The sequence below is a fragment of the Leucobacter albus genome (assembly GCF_039528015.1).
Classification (GTDB): domain Bacteria; phylum Actinomycetota; class Actinomycetes; order Actinomycetales; family Microbacteriaceae; genus Leucobacter; species Leucobacter albus.
The window spans coordinates 243086-260992 of sequence record NZ_BAAAKZ010000017.1; the positions used below are offsets into that span (position 1 = coordinate 243086).

Here is a 17907-nt window from a genome sequence, read left to right on the forward strand (position 1 = left end):
TCACTTCGAGTCCTCCTTAGCGGCGCGACCCTCGACGAAAGCGTCGAAAGCTGCCTTGGTGAAGACGAGATCGTCACTGACGACAACGTCGTAGGCGTTGAGCTGATCGTGGAACAGCACGTGCACGTTCGGAAGGTTCTGAACGCTCAGCACGGTGAGCACGTCTTCGCGGTCGACGACCAGGAGCACGCGGTTGCCCGGTGCGACCTGTGCGAGGAACTCGCGTGCGGTCTTCGTACTCGGCTTGTCGGCGATGCCGAAGCCCTCGACGACGTGCAGGCGGTTCGCGCGAGCGCGATCCGAGAGCAGGCCAACGAGTGCAGCAGCGATCATCTTCTTGGGGGTGCGCTGCGAGTAATCGCGGGGCACGGGCCCGTGGACGATGCCGCCACCGCGGTGCTGCGGCATGCGAACCGAGCCCTGGCGTGCACGGCCAGTGCCCTTCTGCTTGAACGGCTTGACGCCGGAACCCGAGCGCTCGCCACGGGTCTTGGTCTTGTGCGTACCCTGACGGGCAGCTGCAAGCTGTGCCGTGACCACCTGGTGGATCAGCGGAACGTTGGTCTCGGCGCCGAAGATGGCCTCGGGAAGGTCAACCGACCCAGCCTTCTTGCCCTTCGCGTCGAAAACCTCGAGCTTGGTAGCGGTAGCCATGAACTACGCCCCCTTCACTGCGTTGCGGACGAATACGAGACGACCGCGCGCACCGGGAACGGCGCCCTTCACGAGGACGATGCCCTTCTCTGCGTCGATCGCTTGAACGGTGAGGTTCTGCACGGTGACGCGATCGCCGCCCATGCGCCCCGCCATCTTCTGCCCGCGGAACACGCGACCGGGAGTCGCAGCGCCGCCAACAGAACCCGGCTTGCGGTGGTTGCGGTGTGCACCGTGCGATGCGGGAGCGCCGCCGAAGTTGTGACGCTTCATGGTGCCGGCAAAGCCCTTGCCCTTCGAGGTGCCAACGACGTCGATCTTCTGACCGGCTTCGAAGACGCCATCAATGGTGAGCTCCTGGCCGAGGCTGTACTCAGCGGCGTCGGCGGTGCGGATCTCGGTGATGTGGCGGCGCGGCGTTACGCCGGCCTTCTCGAAGTGCCCAGCCGAGGGCTGGTTCACCTTGCGGGGGTCGATCTGACCCGCTGCGATCTGCACGGCGCTGTAGCCGTCGACCTCGGGGGTGCGGATCTGGGTGACAACGTTCGGTGCCACCTCGATGACGGTCACGGGAACGACGTTGCCGTTCTCGTCCCATACCTGAGTCATGCCGAGCTTGGTGCCCAGGAGACCCTTCACATTACGTACTGCAGTCATGTCTGGATCCCCCCTTAGAGCTTGATCTCGATGTTGACATCGGCCGGGAGATCGAGACGCATGAGCGAATCGACGGCCTTCGGGGTGGGATCGACGATGTCGATCAGGCGCTTGTGCGTGCGCTTCTCAAAGTGCTCGCGGCTGTCCTTGTACTTGTGTGGCGAACGGATCACAGCGATCACGTTCTTTTCCGTTGGAAGCGGCACTGGGCCGATCACGGTTGCGCCAGCGCGGGTGACCGTATCTACGATCTTGCGCGCCGAGCTATCAATGACCTCGTGGTCATACGACTTGAGTCGAATGCGGATCTTCTGTCCCGCCATGACATCTCTACTTTCTAGTCGCGTCATACTCTCGGCTTGTGGCCGACAGCATTGGACGTCTTGCGTACCAGCGCCCTTGGCAGACGGGCATCTTGCGATGCCTTGTGCTGGGTCTCTGTTCACCTATCAATTTCTGCACGCGCAAAAACGGCCCGACTCGCGTCTGGCCGCCTCGTAGCGTGCAGGCTGTGTTCGCTGCCCGCGGCCTCACCCGACCGAACGAGTCGGTGGCAATGCACAACCTGGCAGTGATCCGCATGCACGGAGTACTGAACCTGTCTATTCTGACACAGCGATAGCCGCCGTGCAACCCGGGCGTGTCGCGCTCGCTGCGCGCCCGCCGGCACCCTCACACCCGGCGATACGCTAGGTCGCGAATATCGCGGCCCTTCTCTATGCCCTTGTTCTCGAAGGCGGTGAGCACCCGCCCCTCGAAGCGCTCTGCCCACTCCCCGGCAAAGTCGCGTTCGAACCCAGGCGCCTCGTCCATCACAACGCGCATGTGGTCAGCGTAGTTCTGCCAGTCAGTGCCGAGCCGCAGCACTCCGCCCGGCCGCAGCGCACGATGCGCGATGCGCGCGAAGTCTGCGCTGATGAGGCGCCGCTTATGGTGCTTTGCCTTCTTCCACGGGTCGGGGAAGAACACCCAGATTTCAGATACTGACCCGGCCGGAAGATAGTGCTCAAGCAGCTCAGGCGCGTTGACCTCGGCAAGCCGAAGGTTTGTCAGCCCCGCGTCTGCGGCACGAATGACGGTGCGTGCGAGCCCGGCCCGAAAGACCTCGACCGCGAGAAAGTTCGTCTCGGGCCGCTCGGCGGCCGCCGAGAGAATCTGGTGGCCCTGCCCCGAGCCGACCTCAACAATGAGCTCGGCCTCGCGCCCGAAGATTTTCGCCGGGTCGCCGTCTTGCCCCGGCGCGACGCTCGTGGCGGCCGGCCCGTGCGCGATGTCGAGCAGAAACTCGTCGCGCGACTCCTCCCACGCCCGCTCCTGCGATGGCGTCATTCGCCCACTGCGCCGCACAAACGACACGGGCTTGTCACGAAAGGTCGAAGGGTCAAAGGCTCTGCGCGGCTGTTCAGTCACCCGTCAACGGTAGCCGGGAGCCACCGCAATCGCAATTGCGGTGCCCGCTACACACGAGTCGGCGCGACACCGCGCGTATGCGCACCGCCGCATGCGGCGCGGGGCTACGATGAGTGAACCATTCAGCGATCGAAGGAGTGTGCCGAAGTGAAGCGGATTCTGTTGGTAAACGGGCCAAACATCAACCTGCTCGGCACCCGCGAGCCCGAGATCTACGGCGGCGACACGCTGCAAGACATCGAACGCCTCGTGATTCGCGCGGCGAAGGAGTACGGCATCGACGTGCGCACGGTGCAGTCGAATCACGAGGGCGTGTTGCTCGACGCGATCCACGAGGCGCGCCACGATTGCTCGGCGATTATTATTAACCCGGCGGGTCTCACCCACACCTCGGTCGCGCTACGCGACGCGCTCGCCGGCGTCGCGCTCCCGTTCGCCGAGATTCACGTCTCGAACGTCTTCGCCCGCGAGGAGTTCAGGCACCACTCCTACGTGTCTCCGCTCGCGGAGTTTGTGATCACCGGAGCTGGCATTCAGGGGTACGAGTTCGCTGTGCGCAGGCTCGCCGCGCTGCTCGCCCGCTAGCCCTGCTCGCCGGCGAACGCATTCGCGCGCCGAAGCCGCTCACCGCCTGCTCACCCGAGCGCCCCTACGGTGCCGTGGGAAACACGTCAAACAGCCCGGGGTTGTGCGCGTGCACGAGCACCGCAAATACAACGGCGTCGAAGAGCAGGTGCACCGTCACCACATAGCTGAGCGAGCGCGTGCGCACGAAGATAAACCCCTGTACGAGCGCGAATGGGATCGTGAGCACCGGCCCCCAGGCCCGGTACCCGAGCTCCCACAAAAACGCGACAAACACGACGGCCTGCAGCGCGTTCGCGATCCACATCGGAAAATGCCGCAGCAGCACCGCGAACACCGTGCAGATGAAGAACAGCTCGTCCCAGATGCCCACCGCGCCGACGCCGACGAACAGGCGCGCGATGAGCTCTCGCGAGGTGACGGCGGGCCAATTCTCGTAGACCCCCGACGAGATGAAGTAGTACGGCAAGATCAGCCAGCCCAGCACGAGCACTCCAGCGAGCCACCCCCAGTGGAGCGCGCCCCAGCGGATCCGCTGCTGCCCCTCGACGTGCGCGCCGCGCCACGGAAAGCCCGTTGCGCGATCGCGGTACACGAAGCGCGACACCAGATACGGCACGAGCACCGCGCCTCCGAGTGCGAGTGTGAACCGCAGCATCGCGAGATTGTCGAGCTCCGCAGCGAGCGGGATCGTGCGCACGATCACCAGGCCGAGCGCAATGAGTGACAGATCGCGGGTGAGCGACGGCAGGCGGTCTGGCCCGGCCGGCGCGCGACGCGGGTGGATCGGGATCCGCGACCGCTGATCGGCCAACCACGCGAGGGCGAGCCCCGCCACCAACAGCGCGTACCCGAGCCAGGCAATCTCTGCCACAAAGAACGCCGGCGCCGCGAGCACGGTGAGGAGCGCTCCGACGAGCGGCAGCGCCCTGGTCCTTCGGGTCCCGCGGGTGATCACGCGTCCAGCGTAGCTAATCTCCGCGGGTGAGTGTGGGGGCCTTGCTCCCCCAAGCTGAGAGCGCCGCTGCCCCGACGACGAGTAGGAGGCCGCCCGCCCACCAGGTGCCGATGACAAGCAGTCCCGGGATGACGACGGTGAGGATCATCGTCACAAGCCCGAGCGCGGCAGCGACGAGCGCCGCGATCCGCACACCGGCGGCCAGAGACACCGCGATGACGAGGGCGATACCGACGATCGCCCACCCGATGACCTCGAGCTCGATGGTGCCGGTGAGCGCACCGGTGACGAGCAGGATCGCCGGGAGCCCCACGAGTAAGCCGCAGACGAGTCGCCACGGCAGCGACTCGGCGAGCGCAAACCCGAGCGACACCCGCCACGGCACCAGCGCTGCGACCCACGAGAGCAGCACCACCGGCACGAGCAGCAAGCCGAGATCGGTGCCGCCGAGCGCTGCACCCGCCGTGAGCGCGATGGCGACGCAGAGCGCGACCCGCGTGCGCAGGCGCGCCGACAGGGCGAGCGGCAGCAGCGTCAGCGCGGCGACTCCGACGCCGACGACACCAGCGAGTAGCGAGCCAGACAGCCGGGCCACCAGCACGGCCGTGAGCACGGCCACCGCGCACAGCGCAACGCTGAGGGCCGCGCCGACGAGGCGGCCTCGCTCGCACGGCGTTGTTGCGGGCCCGCTGGAAGTAATAGTCACGAGCACAGCGTAACCGCAGTCGCGGGAGCACGGGGAGCGCACCACCGGACTGGTTGCGCACGGACTCGGGGGGGCTGCGCGCCCCAGAGGTGCGCGCGCACTGCCACACCGCGTGGCGACACTGCGCGCGGGCCGCTGAGGCACCGTATCTGACCGGCAACCGGGAACGATCGCGCGGGGTTCCCACTTTTTTGCTGTGTCTGTCGGTGGCGCGCACTACGATTTCCGTATGAGCAACCAGGCTGCGCCGCACCCCGCCGATTCCCACGACCGCATTCGCGTCTACGGCGCGCGCGAGAACAACCTCAAAGACGTGAGCGTCGAGCTCCCGAAGCGCCGGCTCACCGCGTTCACCGGCGTCTCGGGCTCGGGCAAGAGCTCGCTCGTGTTCGGCACGATCGCCGCGGAGTCACAGCGCCTCATCAACGAGACCTACTCGACGTTTGTGCAGGGCTTCATGCCGACCCTTGCCCGCCCCGACGTCGACCTGCTCGACGGGGTCACCACCGCTATCCTCGTCGATCAGCAGCGCATGGGCGCCGACCCGCGCTCCACCGTCGGCACCGCGACCGACGCGAACGCGATGCTGCGCATTCTCTTCAGCCGGCTCGGTTCGCCGCACATCGGGCCGGCGAAGGCGTTCTCCTTCAACGTCGCGTCGATCTCGGGCGCCGGCGCCGTGACCCTCGAAAAGGGCGGCCGCACCACCAAGGAGCGCCGCTCCTTCAACATCATCGGCGGCATGTGCCCTCGCTGCGAGGGCCGCGGCAAGGTAAGCGACTTCGATCTCACCGCGCTGTATGACTCGTCGAAGACGCTGAACGAGGGCGCCCTCACCATCCCGGGCTACTCGATGGACGGCTGGTACGGCCGCATCTTCGGCGCGGGCGACTTCTTCGACGCTGACACCCCGATCAAGGATTTCAGCGAGAAAGAGCTCGATGCGCTGCTCTACAAGGAGCCGACAAAGATCAAGGTCGACGGCATCAACGTGACCTTCGAGGGGCTCATCCCCCGCATTCAAAAGTCGATGCTCGTGAAAGACCGCGAGGCGATGCAGCCGCACATTCGCGCCTTCGTCGACCGCGCGATCACGTTCGACACGTGCCCGGAGTGCGACGGCACCAGGCTCACCGAGCTCGCCCGCTCCTCGAAGATCAAGGGCATCTCGATCGCCGACGCCTGCAAGATGCAGATCTCTGACCTCGCCGAGTGGGTGCGCGGCGTCGAAGACCCATCGGTCGCGCCGCTGCTCGCGAGCCTCCGCGACACCCTCGACTCGTTCGTCGAGATCGGCCTCGGCTACCTGTCGCTCGACAGGCCAGCTGGCACGCTCTCGGGCGGCGAGTCGCAGCGCACCAAGATGATCCGCCACCTCGGCTCCTCGCTCACCGACGTCACCTACATCTTCGACGAGCCCTCGATCGGGCTGCACCCGCACGACATCCAGCGCATGAACGGGCTGCTGTTGCGCCTGCGCGACAAGGGCAACACCGTGCTCGTCGTCGAGCACAAGCCCGAGATGATCGCGATCGCCGACCACGTCGTCGACCTCGGCCCAGCTGCCGGCTCGGGCGGCGGCGAGATCTGCTTCGAGGGAACCGTCGCGGAGCTCGCGAAGTCAGACACCGTCACCGGCAGGCACCTCGGCGACCGGGCCTCGCTGAAAGAAACGGTGCGAGTCCCGGCCGGCGCGATCGAGGTGCGCGGGGCGAATCGCAACAACCTCCGAGACGTCGACGTCGACGTGCCGCTCGGTGTGTTGTGCGCAATCACCGGCGTCGCGGGGTCAGGCAAGTCCTCGCTCATTCACGGCTACGTCTCCGGGCGCGACGACGTCATCGCCGTCGACCAGTCGCCCATCAAGGGGTCTCGCCGGTCGAACCCCGCGACCTACACGGGGGTGCTCGACCCGATCCGCACCGCGTTCGCAAAGGCGAATGGCGTGAAGCCGGCGCTGTTCTCTGCGAACTCCGAGGGTGCGTGCCCCGTCTGCAAGGGTGCCGGCGTTATCTACACCGACCTCGTCGTGATGGCGGGAGTCGCGACCCCGTGCGACGAGTGCGAGGGGCGCAGGTACCAGGCCGACGTGCTCGTATACACGCTCGGCGGGTCGGGCGAGACGGGTTCCGGCACCGGCACCGGCACCGGCACCGGCAAGAACATCGCCGAGGTGCTCGAGATGTCGATCGCCGACGCGCACGACTTCTTCGCAGGAGCGTCACCCGCCGGGCCGAGCGCGAAGGTGCCGAAGGCCGCGAAGATTCTCGCGCGCCTCGTCGACGTCGGCGTGGGCTACCTCACGCTCGGCCAGCCGCTCACGACGCTGTCGGGCGGCGAGCGGCAGCGCGTGAAGCTCGCGATCGCGATGGCCGAGGACGCGGGTGTCTACGTGCTCGACGAGCCAACCACCGGGCTCCACCTCGCCGACGTCGAGCAGCTGCTCGCCGTACTCGACGGGCTCGTCGACTCCGGCAAGAGCGTCGTCGTGATCGAGCACCACCAGGCGGTGATGGCCCACTCCGACTGGATCATCGACATCGGCCCGGGCGCCGGCCAAGACGGCGGCACCGTCGTCTTCGAGGGAACCCCACGCGATCTCGTGGCGTCGAAGTCAACGCTCACTGGCGAACACCTCGCAGAGTACGTGCGGTAGGCGGCCCGGCGGCCCGGCGGCGCGCCCGCCCGCCCGGCGCCCCCGGATCCGCCGGGATCCGCCCGGACCCGCCCGGCCCCGCCCGGCCCCGCCCGGCCCCACCCGGATATGGCGCTTGTTGTCGCCTCGCCTCGCCGTTAGCGACAACAGGTGCCATATGCGCGGGCAGGGGCGCTACTTCGAGAGGGTTCCGAGCTCCCCCAACGCCGCGCTCACCCGCTGGACTACCTCGTGGCTGCGGTTGCGCAACATCTCCGCGGTCACCCGTAGGACTTGCCAGCCCGCCTCTACATAGGCCTGGTACTTTTCAATGTCTCGATTCCACTGCCCTCGATCCACACGATGGTGATCGCTTTCGTATTCGATGGCAATGCGTCGCTGAGGGTATGCGAGTTCGCTCCGGCCGAGCAGCCGACCGCGCCCATCCCGTACTTCTACGTCAAGCGTCGGTTCGGGGAGACCTGCCATCACCAATGCCAGTCGCAGCTTGCTCTCCGGAGGAGAGGCCGCGCCGACACGGATCAGTGAGACCGCTCGCCGAAGAATTGGGGCCCCGGGCCGACCCGGCAACCACGCTGCGGTGGTGAGTTCTTCGATTGATCCCAGGGCTCTCGGCCGGTTTCTTGAGGAATAGACGATCGCATCGCCAAGGACGACGAGGGACTCCAGTGTGAGCCTTCGCGCAAGCATTGCCCAGGTCGTGACAGGGGTGGTGACGCGCAGCCCAGCTACGGTTGTGAGCGAAGCAAGCCTCGGCATGATTTGCACCCCGAGCACGTTCCGCCACCTTGGCGCACGCGACGGGTAGAGACGGCCAACTTCGAGGGCCTGCCCAGCCTCAAGCGGCACCGGTAATCGGTGTATCACCGCCGCAGTCACCCCGCAAAGGAATGCGCCCTGTGTAGCGACGAGACTGAAAGCGCTGGCTCGCTCGAAGTGCTCTACGCGGCGCTCGGCAAACGGATGCGTCGCGCTAGAGTGGCCTGCGTCAATGCGCGCGTCGGGTGACGCTGGCTCCGACGAGGAGTCAGCGATGCCCCGGCGGCGGCGCATTCCGCGGAACGGTGCGTCGAGGTCAGCGCGCCATATGACGCTAGTTGTCGCCATTCACGTGCAGAGGCGACAACAAGTGCCATATGCGACGCGCCGGAAGGCGGAGAAGGCCAGGTGCGGGTAGTCGAAGCCTGAGACAGACGCTTCGGCCGATGCCTGCCCCACTCGACTGGCGCTAGCGCGCCAGGCTCGCGCACGGCACGCAGCGCGTCGCGAACGGGCGCACCTCGAGCCGCTCGCGCGGGATCGGCTCACCGCAGCGCTCGCACAGGCCATAGGAGCCTGACTCCCACCGGTCAAGCGCCCCGTCGACCTCAGCGAGTTCGGCCCGCGCGGCGTCGGCGAGCCCGCTGAGCCTCGACCACTCCGAAGAGAGGGTCACCCCCTCGGGGTCGTGCTCGTCGTCATCGTTTGACGACTCGCGGCTGCGTACAAGCTCTGCGAGCGTGCGCTCCAGGTCGGCAACGCGGGCAGCGACCTCGGTGCGCGCGGCGTCGAGTGCGGCGCGCAGACCGCGATCGCCCGAATCGCCAGAACCGCCCGCAGCACGCACCGCTAGGACTCCGTCGAGGGGTCGCCAGGGGCGAGCTCGTTGAGCGCCCGGATGAGCCGGAAGAGCTCGCCGATCGCGTGGGGCCTGGGCACGAGCCTCACCCGTGCGAGGTTCGCGCGCTCGGCGCCCTCCTCTGGGTACGGCTCAGACAGCGTGATCGAGCCCGAGTCGAGCAGGTACCCGAACCGTTCGTTGAGATCGACGAGCTGCGCCTCGGTCGGAGCGACGCGAGCGTACAGCAGCAACGCGTCCCGCTCCCCCGGAGCCCCCGTGGGGAACCAGCGCAGGTCGGTGTAGTTACTCCAGAACTCGTGCACGTGCGCAACGGCGGCCTCGGCGGAGTCTGTGATGAGCACCCGGTCGAGGTCGCCCGGCGAGACGTAGCCGCCCTGCTCGAGCTCGTCGGCGACGAAGCGGCGAAAGCCCTCCCAGTAGGTGCCGCCCGGGCGGTCGAGCAGCACGATCGGCACGGGCACCATCTTGCCGGTCTGCTGCAGCGTAAGCAGTTCAAACGTCTCGTCCATCGTGCCGAAGCCGCCGGGCAGGCAGATGAATGCGCTCGACTCCTTCACGAGCATGAGCTTGCGGGTGAAGAAATACTTCATTGCGACGTGGTTGCTCTCGCTGGCGACGAGCGCGTTCGGCTCCTCCTCGAACGGCAGCCTGATCGAGACTCCTAGGGAGTGTGATGACCCAGCGCCTAAGGCCGCGGCCTCCATGATGCCGGGGCCGGCACCGGTGACGACCATCCAGTCGTCGTCGGCGAGCTCGCGCGCGCACGCCTCGGCAGCGGTGTAGAGCAGGTCGCCTGGCGTCGTGCGCGCCGAGCCGAAAATGGTGGCCTTTCGCACACCCGCGTAGGGCGCGAACAAGGCAAACGCCTCCCGCATTTCTTCGAGCGCAGAGGCCGAGATCTTCATGTCGAGCCGCGAGGCGTGGTCGTGGGCGAGCCCGAGCCCGGCCCCGATGATGCGGCGCACGAGCCCTCGCTGCTGAGTCACGCCCGCGGCCCGCAGCAGTGCGTCGAGCGCCGCACGCACTTCGGCCTCAGCGCCTGCCGCCGCAGCCTCGGGGCTCGAGATTGCCTGAAGCTCCGCCTCAATCTGGGGGTTGTTTGGGGCTGTCATGCCCCCAGTCTAGGGTTTTACGCCGGTGAACGGGCTAGGCTCTAACCATGCCAGCACGGCGCACGCACCTCGCCCCTGAAACTGCTCACGGGGCGCTCGCGGCCGCCCTCGAAGCTCTGCGCGACAAGAACGACGTCGTCGACGAGTTCCCGCCCGACGTCGTCGCCGAGGCCGAACGCGTTCCGGCGCCGCGGCCCGACCTCGATCTTCGCGATGTCCCGTTCGTCACCCTCGACCCCGCGGAGTCCCGCGACCTCGACCAGGCGTTCCATATCGAGCGCACGGAGTCGGGGTTCACCCTGCGCTACGCGATCGCCGACGTTCCCGGGGTGGTCGCCCCCGGCGGCGCGCTCGACGCCGAGGCGAGGCGCCGGGGCCAAACGCTGTATCTGCCCGACGGCTCGGTGCCGCTGCACCCGCGTGTGCTGAGCGAGGACCGGGCGTCGCTGCTGCCCGGGGTCGACCGGAGCGCCTATGTGTGGACGATCCCCGTCGACGCGTCGGGGGCCGCGGCGTTTGAGGGCGGCGCTGCCGCACCAGCGCACGTCGAGCGCGCCCTGATCCGGTCGCGCGAGAAGCTCGCCTACGCAACCGCGCAGGTCACTCTCGACGCAGGCGAGGCGACGGGAGCCCTCGCGCTGCTGCCCGAGTTCGCGCAGCTGCGCATCACGCAGGAGCGCGAGCGCGGCGGAGCGAGCCTGAACATGGCCGACGAGGAGGTCGTTCGCGACGACGGCGGCTACCGCATCGTGCGCCGGTTTCCGCTGCCCGTCGAGGAGTGGAACTCTCAGCTCTCGCTCCTCACCGGAATGTTCGCCGGGCGGCTCATGCTCGATGCCGGGGTGGGGATCCTACGGACGATGCCGGCGCCCGACGCGAAGGGGCTCGCCGAGTTTCACGGCAGGGTGCAGGCGCTCGGGGTGCCGTGGCGCGACGGCATCAGCTACGGCGAGTACCTGCGCGAGGTCCCGCGGGACACCCCGCAGGGAGCCGCGATTCTGCACGCCGCTTCGAGCCTGTTCCGCGGCGCCGACTACGTGGCGTTCGGGGCTGGGGCGTCCGGCGGATCGGACGCGGTGCCGAAGCAGCCCGAGCAGGCCGCGATCGCGGCGCCGTACGCGCACGTGACGGCGCCGCTACGCCGGCTGGTGGATCGCTGGGGGCTCGTCATCTGCGAGGCGCTGAGCGCGGGCGAACCGATCCCAGCGTGGGCGCTCGCGAGCCTTGCCGAGGTTCCCGCGCTCATGCGCTCGTCGACTGGTCTCGCGGGCCGCCTCGGCTCGGCGGCGCTCGACCGGGTCGAGGCGGCGCTCGTGCGCGACCGCGCGGGCGAGGTGTTTCCCGCGGTTGTGATCGAGGCTCAGGGTGCGAGCGCCCGGGTACAGATCACCGACCCGCCGATCACCACGCGCTGCCCCGACCCCGAGGCTGTGCTCGTGGCCGGCACGGTCACCCAGGTGCGGGTGCGCCGGGCCGATGTCGCTAAGGGCGACGTCGAGCTCGAGCTCGCACCCCAGGCTGCCGGCTGAGCTCGGGGGCCAGAGAGGCCCCCGAGCCGCGGATGCACCGAGTCGCCGATCCGCCCCGCCGCTATTCGAACCGGGTCGCGGCAAGCGGCAGCTCGCTCCGCACGCTCCGGAGCACGAATAGGATCGCGACAGCGGCCAGCCCGAAGCACACGCCGAGCAGGCCGAGGTAGCCGGTGTCGGGCAGGGTGACTATGCGGTCGCCACCGCTGAGCGCGACGACGACCGCCCACGCGGCGAGGAACCCCGCGCCGATCGTGACGAGGAACACGGTCGCCAGCGGCAGCGCGGTCTCGACGACGATCATGCGTCTGAGCGTCGCGGCCGGCATCCCGCTCAGCCGCAGCAGACCGAGCTGTCGACGGCGGTCGATCATGCCCGCGATCGTCGAGACCGAGAGCGATACCACCGAGATGAGCGTGGCGATGAGGATCCCGATCCACGCGAGGCTCACGTACTGGCGGGCGAATTTGGTCGACGACGCACCCGTGCTCTCGGCCCGTGTCGCGGGCAGCATCGACAGCGTGAGGCCACTCGTGGTGAGCGCGGTGCGCGCGCGTTCGAGGGAGCCGGGCGCGCCGTCGGAGAGCGTCGCGACGAGCGTCGGCCTCGCGGCGATCGCTGCCTCCTCGGTGATTGCGGCTGTGTCGACATCGCGCCCGAGCTCGAATGCGCTGAAGTAGGGCTGTTCGATCCATAGCCACTCGGCCGCGCCCGGGTCGAGGCCGAGCGCCCGCGCGTCGTCGCCCGAGACGACGAACCCGCCGTCGAGCGACTGCCCGTCGGCGCCCGCGGGCGTGCTCGGCACGCTGCCGCCGGTGCCTTCGCCAACGGTTTCATCGCCGTCGGGGCCAGCGTTCTCTCCTTCGTACCAGCTCACCTGCACGACGCGCTCGATGCCTGGGGTGGCCGAGACACGCGCGATGGCCGCTTCCTGTTCGGCCGCGTCGGCCTCGAAGCCGAGGTTTGCGACGAGCGCATCCGCGGTCACGAGCTCGGTCGCGGGCACGTCTGCGAACTCGTCTTCGGTCTCGGTGGTGGTTGCAACGGCGAACACCGTGACCACGAACAGCGCGAGCACGAGGCCGCTCACCGACCGGAAGGTGGCGCGCGGGTGGCGCACGATGCGGCGCATCGCGAGCAGCCCCGCCGCGCCGCGAGCACGCGTCGCACCGGAACGGCTCACGACCGCGGCGAGCCAGGGCCCTGCGAGCACGAGCCCAACCGTGATGAGCACGAACCCGACGAGGATCGCGAGCTCTGGCACGCGCGCGTCGATTCTGAGCGCAGCGACCACGGCTGGCACCGCGATCACCACCGCGCCGAGCGCGAGTGGGAGCAGCGACCACCACTGTGGCGCGCGTTCCTGCTGGTCGCGCGACCCGCCGAGCGGGCCGAGCCCCGTGCGCAGCGCCGTAACAAATGCCACGAGACCGGCGAGCAGCGCTGTGCCGAGCGCGGCGGCGATCGCGCCCCAGAGTGGCACGGCGAGATCACTGACGAAGAACCTCGACCCTTCGATCTCAACGAGGGCCGCGAGCGGGCGAAGCGCGAAGAAGAGCCCTACCCCGGCAAGCGCCCCGACCAAGGCGGGAATCACGGCTTCGAGCCCGGCGAGCACTGCGACGAGGCGCGGCGATGCCCCGATAAGCCGAATCGTTGAGAAGCGCTCCGTGCGCGCCGCCTGCCCGAGCTTCGTGACGATCGAGATGAGCACGACGACGGGAAACAGCACGGCGATGCCACCGACAATCGCGATCATGTTGTAGGCGGGCGTGGGGAACCGCACCCCGCTGAGTTCGCCCTGCAGGCTCGCCCCGAGCATCGACTCGACGCTCTTGGCGTCTGCGCCGACGATGGCGAGCAGCGTCTCCGGGCCGAGGAGCGCGTCGTCGCCGACGACGCCGATCCGCGTACCGAAGCGGTCACCGAGCTCGTCAGCCGGTGCTTCGTCGATGAGCTTCGCGAGGGCCGGCGAGGCGTAGTACTCCCCCGGCTGCGGGGCGCGCTCCACGCCGGGAACCTGCACCGTCGAGTCGGGCGTCGCGGCGATGGAGACCCGCGTGATCGCGTCGCCGTTGTAGTAGTCACCGGGGGCACCAAGCATGCCACTCGGCGCGACCCAGACGGCGTCGTCGCCAAACTCGAGCTCCGCGACCTGCCCCGATTTGAACGCGCTGTCGAGCGGCCACGTCGAGCGCGCGCTCCGGTCGCCGAGCGCCTGATAGGCGGCGATGACAAGCAGGAGCAGGGCGACGCCGACCGCCACGCCCGCAGCGATGCCGACGAGCCGCTTCGATCCGCCCCGCTCGCGCGCGGCGAGTACCCAGCCGAGCGTCAGCGCCCTCATCGGGCGCTCCCCGACAACCTGCCGTCGCGCACGACAACCTCGCGGTCGGCGTAGGCCGCGGTGCGAGCGTCGTGGGTGACGAGCACGACCGTGGTGCCCGAGGCGCGCGAGAGCTCGGTGAGCGTGAGCATCACCTGCTCGGCCGACAGCGAGTCGAGGGCGCCGGTCGGTTCGTCGGCGAAGATGACCTTGGGCGCTGTGACGAGCGCGCGGGCGATCGCGACGCGCTGTGCCTGCCCGCCAGACAGCTCCGACGGCAGCTTCTCGGCGTGCTCGGCGAGGCCGAGCCGTTCGAGCCACCGGCGCGCCTGCCGCACCGCGACCTCTCTCGACTGGCCGGCGATGAGCAGCGGCAGCGACACGTTGTCGACCGCGCTGAGATCTGGGAGCAGCTGCCCGAACTGGAAGATGAAGCCGAATTCGCTCAGCCGCAGCTTCGCCCGCGCCGCCTCGCCCAGATCGCTGGTGACCGTACTGCCGTAGTGGGCGCTGCCCGAGTCTGGCGTGAGCACCCCGGCGAGGATGTGCAAGAGCGTCGACTTCCCCGACCCCGAGGGGCCCATGATCGCGAGGATCTCGCCCGGTTGCACCTCGAGGTCGACGCCGCGAAGCGCGGTGTCCATGCCGAACGAACGATGCACATCGCGCACCGCAAGGACCGGCCGCGACAGCGTGGTTGCTGTGGGGTTCGCACCCTGCTGTGGGTGCTGCGGGTCGCGCAACAGCTCAGCTCTGGGAATGGGTTCGCGGGTCATCGTGCGACCTCCGCCCCGAGCTCGGTGAGTCGCGCCGAGGTGAGCTCGATCCACCTGAGGTCGGCCTCAATGTGGAACAGCGCGTGGTCGCAGATCAGCACCGTCGAGAGGTCGGCCCCCTGCTTCTTGCGGGTGAGTTCGCGCATGCGCTGCAGGTGCTCGGCGCGCTGCAGGTCGAGCAGCCGCGCCGCGTCGTCGCCGAGCAGCAGCGCGATGATTGTCTTCGCAAAGAGGTTGCTCTGCAGCGACGCCGACGGCACCTCTGCCTCGAAGAGCCATTCTTCGAGCCTGTCGCGCCCCGCCTCGGTGATCTCGTAGCGCTTGCGGTCTGGGCCCCCGCCCGCCTCGTCGCCGAGGAGCTCGATGAGGCCGTGCTTCACGAGCCTCGCGAGGGTCGCGTAGACCTGGCCGAACGCGAGCGGCTTCTCGCTGCCGAAGTGCCTGTCGTAGTCGTGCTTGAGGTCGTAGCCGTAGCCAGACCCGGTGCCCAGGAGCCCGAGCAGCGCGTTGGAGGAGTCCATAGTTGCCATACACCGAGACTATACACTCGATGTATAGTCTTGCAAGCCAGCAGTTTTGGGGTGGCGGTGGGGTCTGCGAGCGGGCCCGAGTGGCAGCCAAGCCCTGGCCCTGGCCCTGGCCCCAGCCAGCAGCCAGCAGCCAGCAGCCAGCAGCCAGCAGCCAGCAGCCAGCAGCGCACGATATTGAAACAGCCGTCAATATGTCGAGCTGGGCCCAATTGGGCATTGTATGGGCGAATCACCGGCTTTGGCGTTGCAGGCGGCCCGAGGTCGGTGCGAGGGCCGGCATACTCGAAATGCGCTAGATCTGGGATCTGCACGAGATATGCAAAAACGGCCCCCGCCCGGCATACGATCTGCAGATCGCGAGGGATGGGGCCGCTCTGGCAAAAGGAACGGGTGAGGAATCCGCAGCGCGAAGCCGCAGCGCGAAGCCGCAGCGCGAAGCCGCAGCGCGAAGCCGCAGCGCGAAGCCGCAGCGCGAAGGCCCGGCGCGAAGCGCGGAGCCCGCGGAGCAAACTCCGCGGTGCTACTTCATCGTGACGACTTCGGGGGCGCCAGACTCGCGCTCGTGCCCCATCTCTTCGGCGATGCGGTTCGCCTCTTCGATGAGCGTAGCGACGATCTCAGACTCGGGCACGGTCTTGATGACCTCGCCCTTCACGAAGATCTGGCCCTTGCCGTTGCCCGAGGCGACTCCGAGGTCTGCCTCGCGCGCCTCACCCGGGCCGTTCACGACGCAACCCATCACGGCAACACGCAGCGGCACGGTCATGCCCTCGAGGCCCTTGGTGACCTCGTCGGCGAGCGTGTACACGTCGACCTGTGCGCGGCCGCACGACGGGCACGAGACGATCTCGAGCTTGCGCTCGCGCAGGTTCAGCGACTGCAGAATCTGCAGGCCGACCTTCACCTCTTCGACCGGTGGCGCCGACAGCGACACGCGAATCGTGTCGCCGATGCCCTCGGAGAGCAGAATGCCGAACGCGGTTGCACTCTTGATCGTGCCCTGGAAAGCTGGCCCTGCCTCGGTCACGCCGAGGTGCAGCGGCCAGTCGCCCGCAGCTGCGAGCTGGCGGTAGGCCTTCGTCATGACGATCGGGTCGTTGTGCTTCACCGAGATCTTGAAGTCGTGGAAGTCGTGCTCCTCAAACAGCGAGGCCTCCCACACGGCGCTCTCAACGAGCGCTTCGGCGGTGGGCTTGCCGTACTTCTGCAGCAGGCGACGGTCGAGGGAGCCGGCGTTCACGCCGATACGCAGCGATACGCCAGCGTCTTTCGCGGCCTTCGCGATCGCGCCGACGTTACCGTCGAACTCGCGAATATTGCCGGGGTTCACGCGCACCGCGGCGCAGCCGGCGTCGATCGCTGCGTAGATGTAGCGCGGCTGGAAGTGGATGTCGGCGATGACGGGGATCTGGCTCTTCTTCGCGATGATGTGGAGCACATCGGCGTCGTCTTGGCTCGGCACCGCGACGCGCACGATATCGCAGCCGGCCGCCGTGAGCTCGGCGATCTGCTGAAGGGTTCCATTAATGTCGGTCGTTGGCGTCGTGGTCATCGACTGCACAGATACCTGTGAGTTGCTGCCTACGCCGATCGAACCGACCTTGATTTGACGGGTCTTGCGCCGGGGTGCCAAGACTTCTGGTACCTTCGGCATTCCCAAATTCACTGCTGCCACGGCTACGAGTCTACCGCCATCGCCACCGGGCTCCCTGGTGCCCTCACAGTTTGTACCGGCTATTTCCAGCCAAGGAGCCGCTTGGCCGCGGCGCGAGATGCGGGGCAGTCGGGGTCTCGGACGCCGAGAGATCGGCGATCCGCCTCGATGAGCGCACCGGCCGCGCCCGCGGCGGCGGCGAGCCCGTCGGCCGCAGCGCGCACCCGCGGTGCCGCGCCGAACGCGGCCTGTGGGTCACCCGTGTGCGAGGCATGCGGCATCAGTAGCAGTTCGGTCGCGCCGTCGGGCAGGGGGCGCGCGGCAACAACCGCGAGCGTCGGTGCCACCGTTCGCCGCAACCCGGGAATGAGGTCGACGGGCAAGACCTCTTCGACAAGATCGGCGATCACACCGCGCCGCCACGACTTGCGGCGCTCGCCAATCACCGCCGCCTGCGCGACCCACTCAGAGCCCTCGGCTCCGAGTTTCGCCGCCAGGTCGACCGAGTGCCGCGCGAAGCCCTGCGCGAGCGTCTGGTCGATGCCCGCCCGCACCCCGTCGCCAGGAGACCAACTGACCACCAGGCGGCGCCCGGTGAGCGGGCCCTGGTGTGCGAGGTCTACGAACTCGGTCATACCTCGATCTTCTCACCCGCCGGGCGCAGCGGCGGGGCGGCGCTCGGCGGGGCGGCGCTCGGCGGGGCGGCGCTCGGCGGGGCGGCGCTCGGCGGGGC

The 17907-nt window shown here is 68.4% G+C and carries 16 protein-coding genes; 3 read left to right on the top strand and 13 right to left on the bottom strand.

Annotated features, from left to right (window positions below; genetic code table 11):
* The 4 genes from rplD to trmB all read right to left on the bottom strand — a co-directional run bounded on the left by rplD (position 1) and on the right by trmB (position 2721).
* Positions 1 to 654 carry a 50S ribosomal protein L4 gene (gene rplD, locus ABD115_RS16170; protein ID WP_343962766.1) on the bottom strand — a complete coding sequence of 218 codons (654 nt, stop codon included), beginning with the start codon at positions 652 to 654 and terminating at the stop codon, positions 1 to 3.
* Positions 655 to 657: 3 nt separating this feature from the next.
* A complete protein-coding gene (rplC, locus tag ABD115_RS16175; protein WP_343962768.1) occupies positions 658 to 1311 on the bottom strand; it encodes a 50S ribosomal protein L3 in 654 nt (217 codons plus the stop codon).
* Between the two features lie 14 nt (positions 1312 to 1325).
* On the bottom strand, positions 1326 to 1634 hold the full coding sequence (gene rpsJ, locus ABD115_RS16180; RefSeq protein WP_010156393.1) for a 30S ribosomal protein S10: 309 nt from the start codon (positions 1632 to 1634) through the stop codon (positions 1326 to 1328).
* Between the two features lie 349 nt (positions 1635 to 1983).
* A complete protein-coding gene (gene trmB / locus ABD115_RS16185; protein ID WP_343962770.1) occupies positions 1984 to 2721 on the bottom strand; it encodes a tRNA (guanosine(46)-N7)-methyltransferase TrmB in 738 nt (245 codons plus the stop codon).
* A 147-nt stretch (positions 2722 to 2868) separates the two neighbouring features.
* On the opposite strand from trmB, the gene aroQ reads away from it, so the two are divergent.
* The gene (gene aroQ, locus ABD115_RS16190) at positions 2869 to 3306 is read left to right on the top strand and encodes a type II 3-dehydroquinate dehydratase (RefSeq protein WP_343962772.1); all 438 of its coding nucleotides are present in this window, start codon (positions 2869 to 2871) and stop codon (positions 3304 to 3306) included.
* A gap of 64 nt (positions 3307 to 3370) precedes the next feature.
* Here aroQ and ABD115_RS16195 read toward each other — a convergent pair whose 3' ends face one another.
* Entirely contained in the window at positions 3371 to 4264 is an 894-nt protein-coding gene (locus ABD115_RS16195; protein ID WP_382389503.1) for a CPBP family glutamic-type intramembrane protease, read from the bottom strand.
* 13 nt (positions 4265 to 4277) lie between these two features.
* Complete coding sequence (locus ABD115_RS16200; RefSeq protein WP_343962774.1) at positions 4278 to 4970, bottom strand: hypothetical protein; 693 nt, start codon at positions 4968 to 4970, stop codon at positions 4278 to 4280.
* A gap of 229 nt (positions 4971 to 5199) precedes the next feature.
* On the opposite strand from ABD115_RS16200, the gene ABD115_RS16205 reads away from it, so the two are divergent.
* Positions 5200 to 7626, top strand: coding sequence for an ATP-binding cassette domain-containing protein (locus ABD115_RS16205; protein WP_343962776.1), 2427 nt, complete (start codon positions 5200 to 5202; stop codon positions 7624 to 7626).
* A gap of 1228 nt (positions 7627 to 8854) precedes the next feature.
* On the opposite strand, the gene ABD115_RS16210 is transcribed toward ABD115_RS16205, so the two are convergent.
* Together ABD115_RS16210 and ABD115_RS16215 are read right to left on the bottom strand one after the other, a co-directional pair.
* Positions 8855 to 9232, bottom strand: a complete 378-nt coding sequence (locus ABD115_RS16210; RefSeq protein WP_382389502.1) for a TraR/DksA family transcriptional regulator — start codon at positions 9230 to 9232, stop codon at positions 8855 to 8857.
* Between the two features lie 2 nt (positions 9233 to 9234).
* Positions 9235 to 10359 (bottom strand): LOG family protein, encoded by a 1125-nt coding sequence (locus ABD115_RS16215; RefSeq protein ID WP_343962777.1) that lies wholly within the window; start codon positions 10357 to 10359, stop codon positions 9235 to 9237.
* Between the two features lie 47 nt (positions 10360 to 10406).
* Between ABD115_RS16215 and ABD115_RS16220 the strand changes: the two genes are divergently transcribed.
* Positions 10407 to 11888 (top strand): RNB domain-containing ribonuclease, encoded by a 1482-nt coding sequence (locus ABD115_RS16220; RefSeq protein ID WP_343962779.1) that lies wholly within the window; start codon positions 10407 to 10409, stop codon positions 11886 to 11888.
* Between the two features lie 61 nt (positions 11889 to 11949).
* Here ABD115_RS16220 and ABD115_RS16225 read toward each other — a convergent pair whose 3' ends face one another.
* The 5 genes from ABD115_RS16225 to ABD115_RS16245 form a co-directional block, all read right to left on the bottom strand.
* A complete protein-coding gene (locus ABD115_RS16225; protein WP_343962781.1) occupies positions 11950 to 14235 on the bottom strand; it encodes an FtsX-like permease family protein in 2286 nt (761 codons plus the stop codon).
* The gene (locus ABD115_RS16230) at positions 14232 to 14990 is read right to left on the bottom strand and encodes an ABC transporter ATP-binding protein (protein ID WP_343962783.1); all 759 of its coding nucleotides are present in this window, start codon (positions 14988 to 14990) and stop codon (positions 14232 to 14234) included. Before ABD115_RS16230 ends, ABD115_RS16225 begins: the two co-directional genes overlap by 4 nt.
* A complete protein-coding gene (locus ABD115_RS16235) occupies positions 14987 to 15520 on the bottom strand; it encodes a PadR family transcriptional regulator (RefSeq protein WP_343962785.1) in 534 nt (177 codons plus the stop codon). The genes ABD115_RS16230 and ABD115_RS16235 overlap by 4 nt, the downstream gene beginning before the upstream one ends.
* A 520-nt stretch (positions 15521 to 16040) precedes the next feature.
* Positions 16041 to 17174 (bottom strand): flavodoxin-dependent (E)-4-hydroxy-3-methylbut-2-enyl-diphosphate synthase, encoded by a 1134-nt coding sequence (ispG, locus tag ABD115_RS16240; protein WP_343962787.1) that lies wholly within the window; start codon positions 17172 to 17174, stop codon positions 16041 to 16043.
* Between the two features lie 80 nt (positions 17175 to 17254).
* Positions 17255 to 17809 carry a hypothetical protein gene (locus ABD115_RS16245; RefSeq protein ID WP_343962789.1) on the bottom strand — a complete coding sequence of 185 codons (555 nt, stop codon included), beginning with the start codon at positions 17807 to 17809 and terminating at the stop codon, positions 17255 to 17257.
* Positions 17810 to 17907: the final 98 nt, after the last annotated feature.

What these genes read in the sequence shown, in the direction of transcription:
- ABD115_RS16225 (WP_343962781.1), bottom strand. Translation starts at nt 14,235, where the DNA reads ATGAGGGCGCTGACGCTCGGCTGGGTACTCGCCGCGCGCGAGCGGGGC.
- rpsJ (WP_010156393.1), bottom strand. Translation starts at nt 1,634, where the DNA reads ATGGCGGGACAGAAGATCCGCATTCGACTCAAGTCGTATGACCACGAG.
- ABD115_RS16230 (WP_343962783.1), bottom strand. Translation starts at nt 14,990, where the DNA reads ATGACCCGCGAACCCATTCCCAGAGCTGAGCTGTTGCGCGACCCGCAG.
- ABD115_RS16215 (WP_343962777.1), bottom strand. Translation starts at nt 10,359, where the DNA reads ATGACAGCCCCAAACAACCCCCAGATTGAGGCGGAGCTTCAGGCAATC.
- rplD (WP_343962766.1), bottom strand. Translation starts at nt 654, where the DNA reads ATGGCTACCGCTACCAAGCTCGAGGTTTTCGACGCGAAGGGCAAGAAG.
- ispG (WP_343962787.1), bottom strand. Translation starts at nt 17,174, where the DNA reads ATGCCGAAGGTACCAGAAGTCTTGGCACCCCGGCGCAAGACCCGTCAA.
- ABD115_RS16235 (WP_343962785.1), bottom strand. Translation starts at nt 15,520, where the DNA reads ATGGCAACTATGGACTCCTCCAACGCGCTGCTCGGGCTCCTGGGCACC.
- ABD115_RS16245 (WP_343962789.1), bottom strand. Translation starts at nt 17,809, where the DNA reads ATGACCGAGTTCGTAGACCTCGCACACCAGGGCCCGCTCACCGGGCGC.
- ABD115_RS16220 (WP_343962779.1), top strand. Translation starts at nt 10,407, where the DNA reads ATGCCAGCACGGCGCACGCACCTCGCCCCTGAAACTGCTCACGGGGCG.
- ABD115_RS16205 (WP_343962776.1), top strand. Translation starts at nt 5,200, where the DNA reads ATGAGCAACCAGGCTGCGCCGCACCCCGCCGATTCCCACGACCGCATT.
- rplC (WP_343962768.1), bottom strand. Translation starts at nt 1,311, where the DNA reads ATGACTGCAGTACGTAATGTGAAGGGTCTCCTGGGCACCAAGCTCGGC.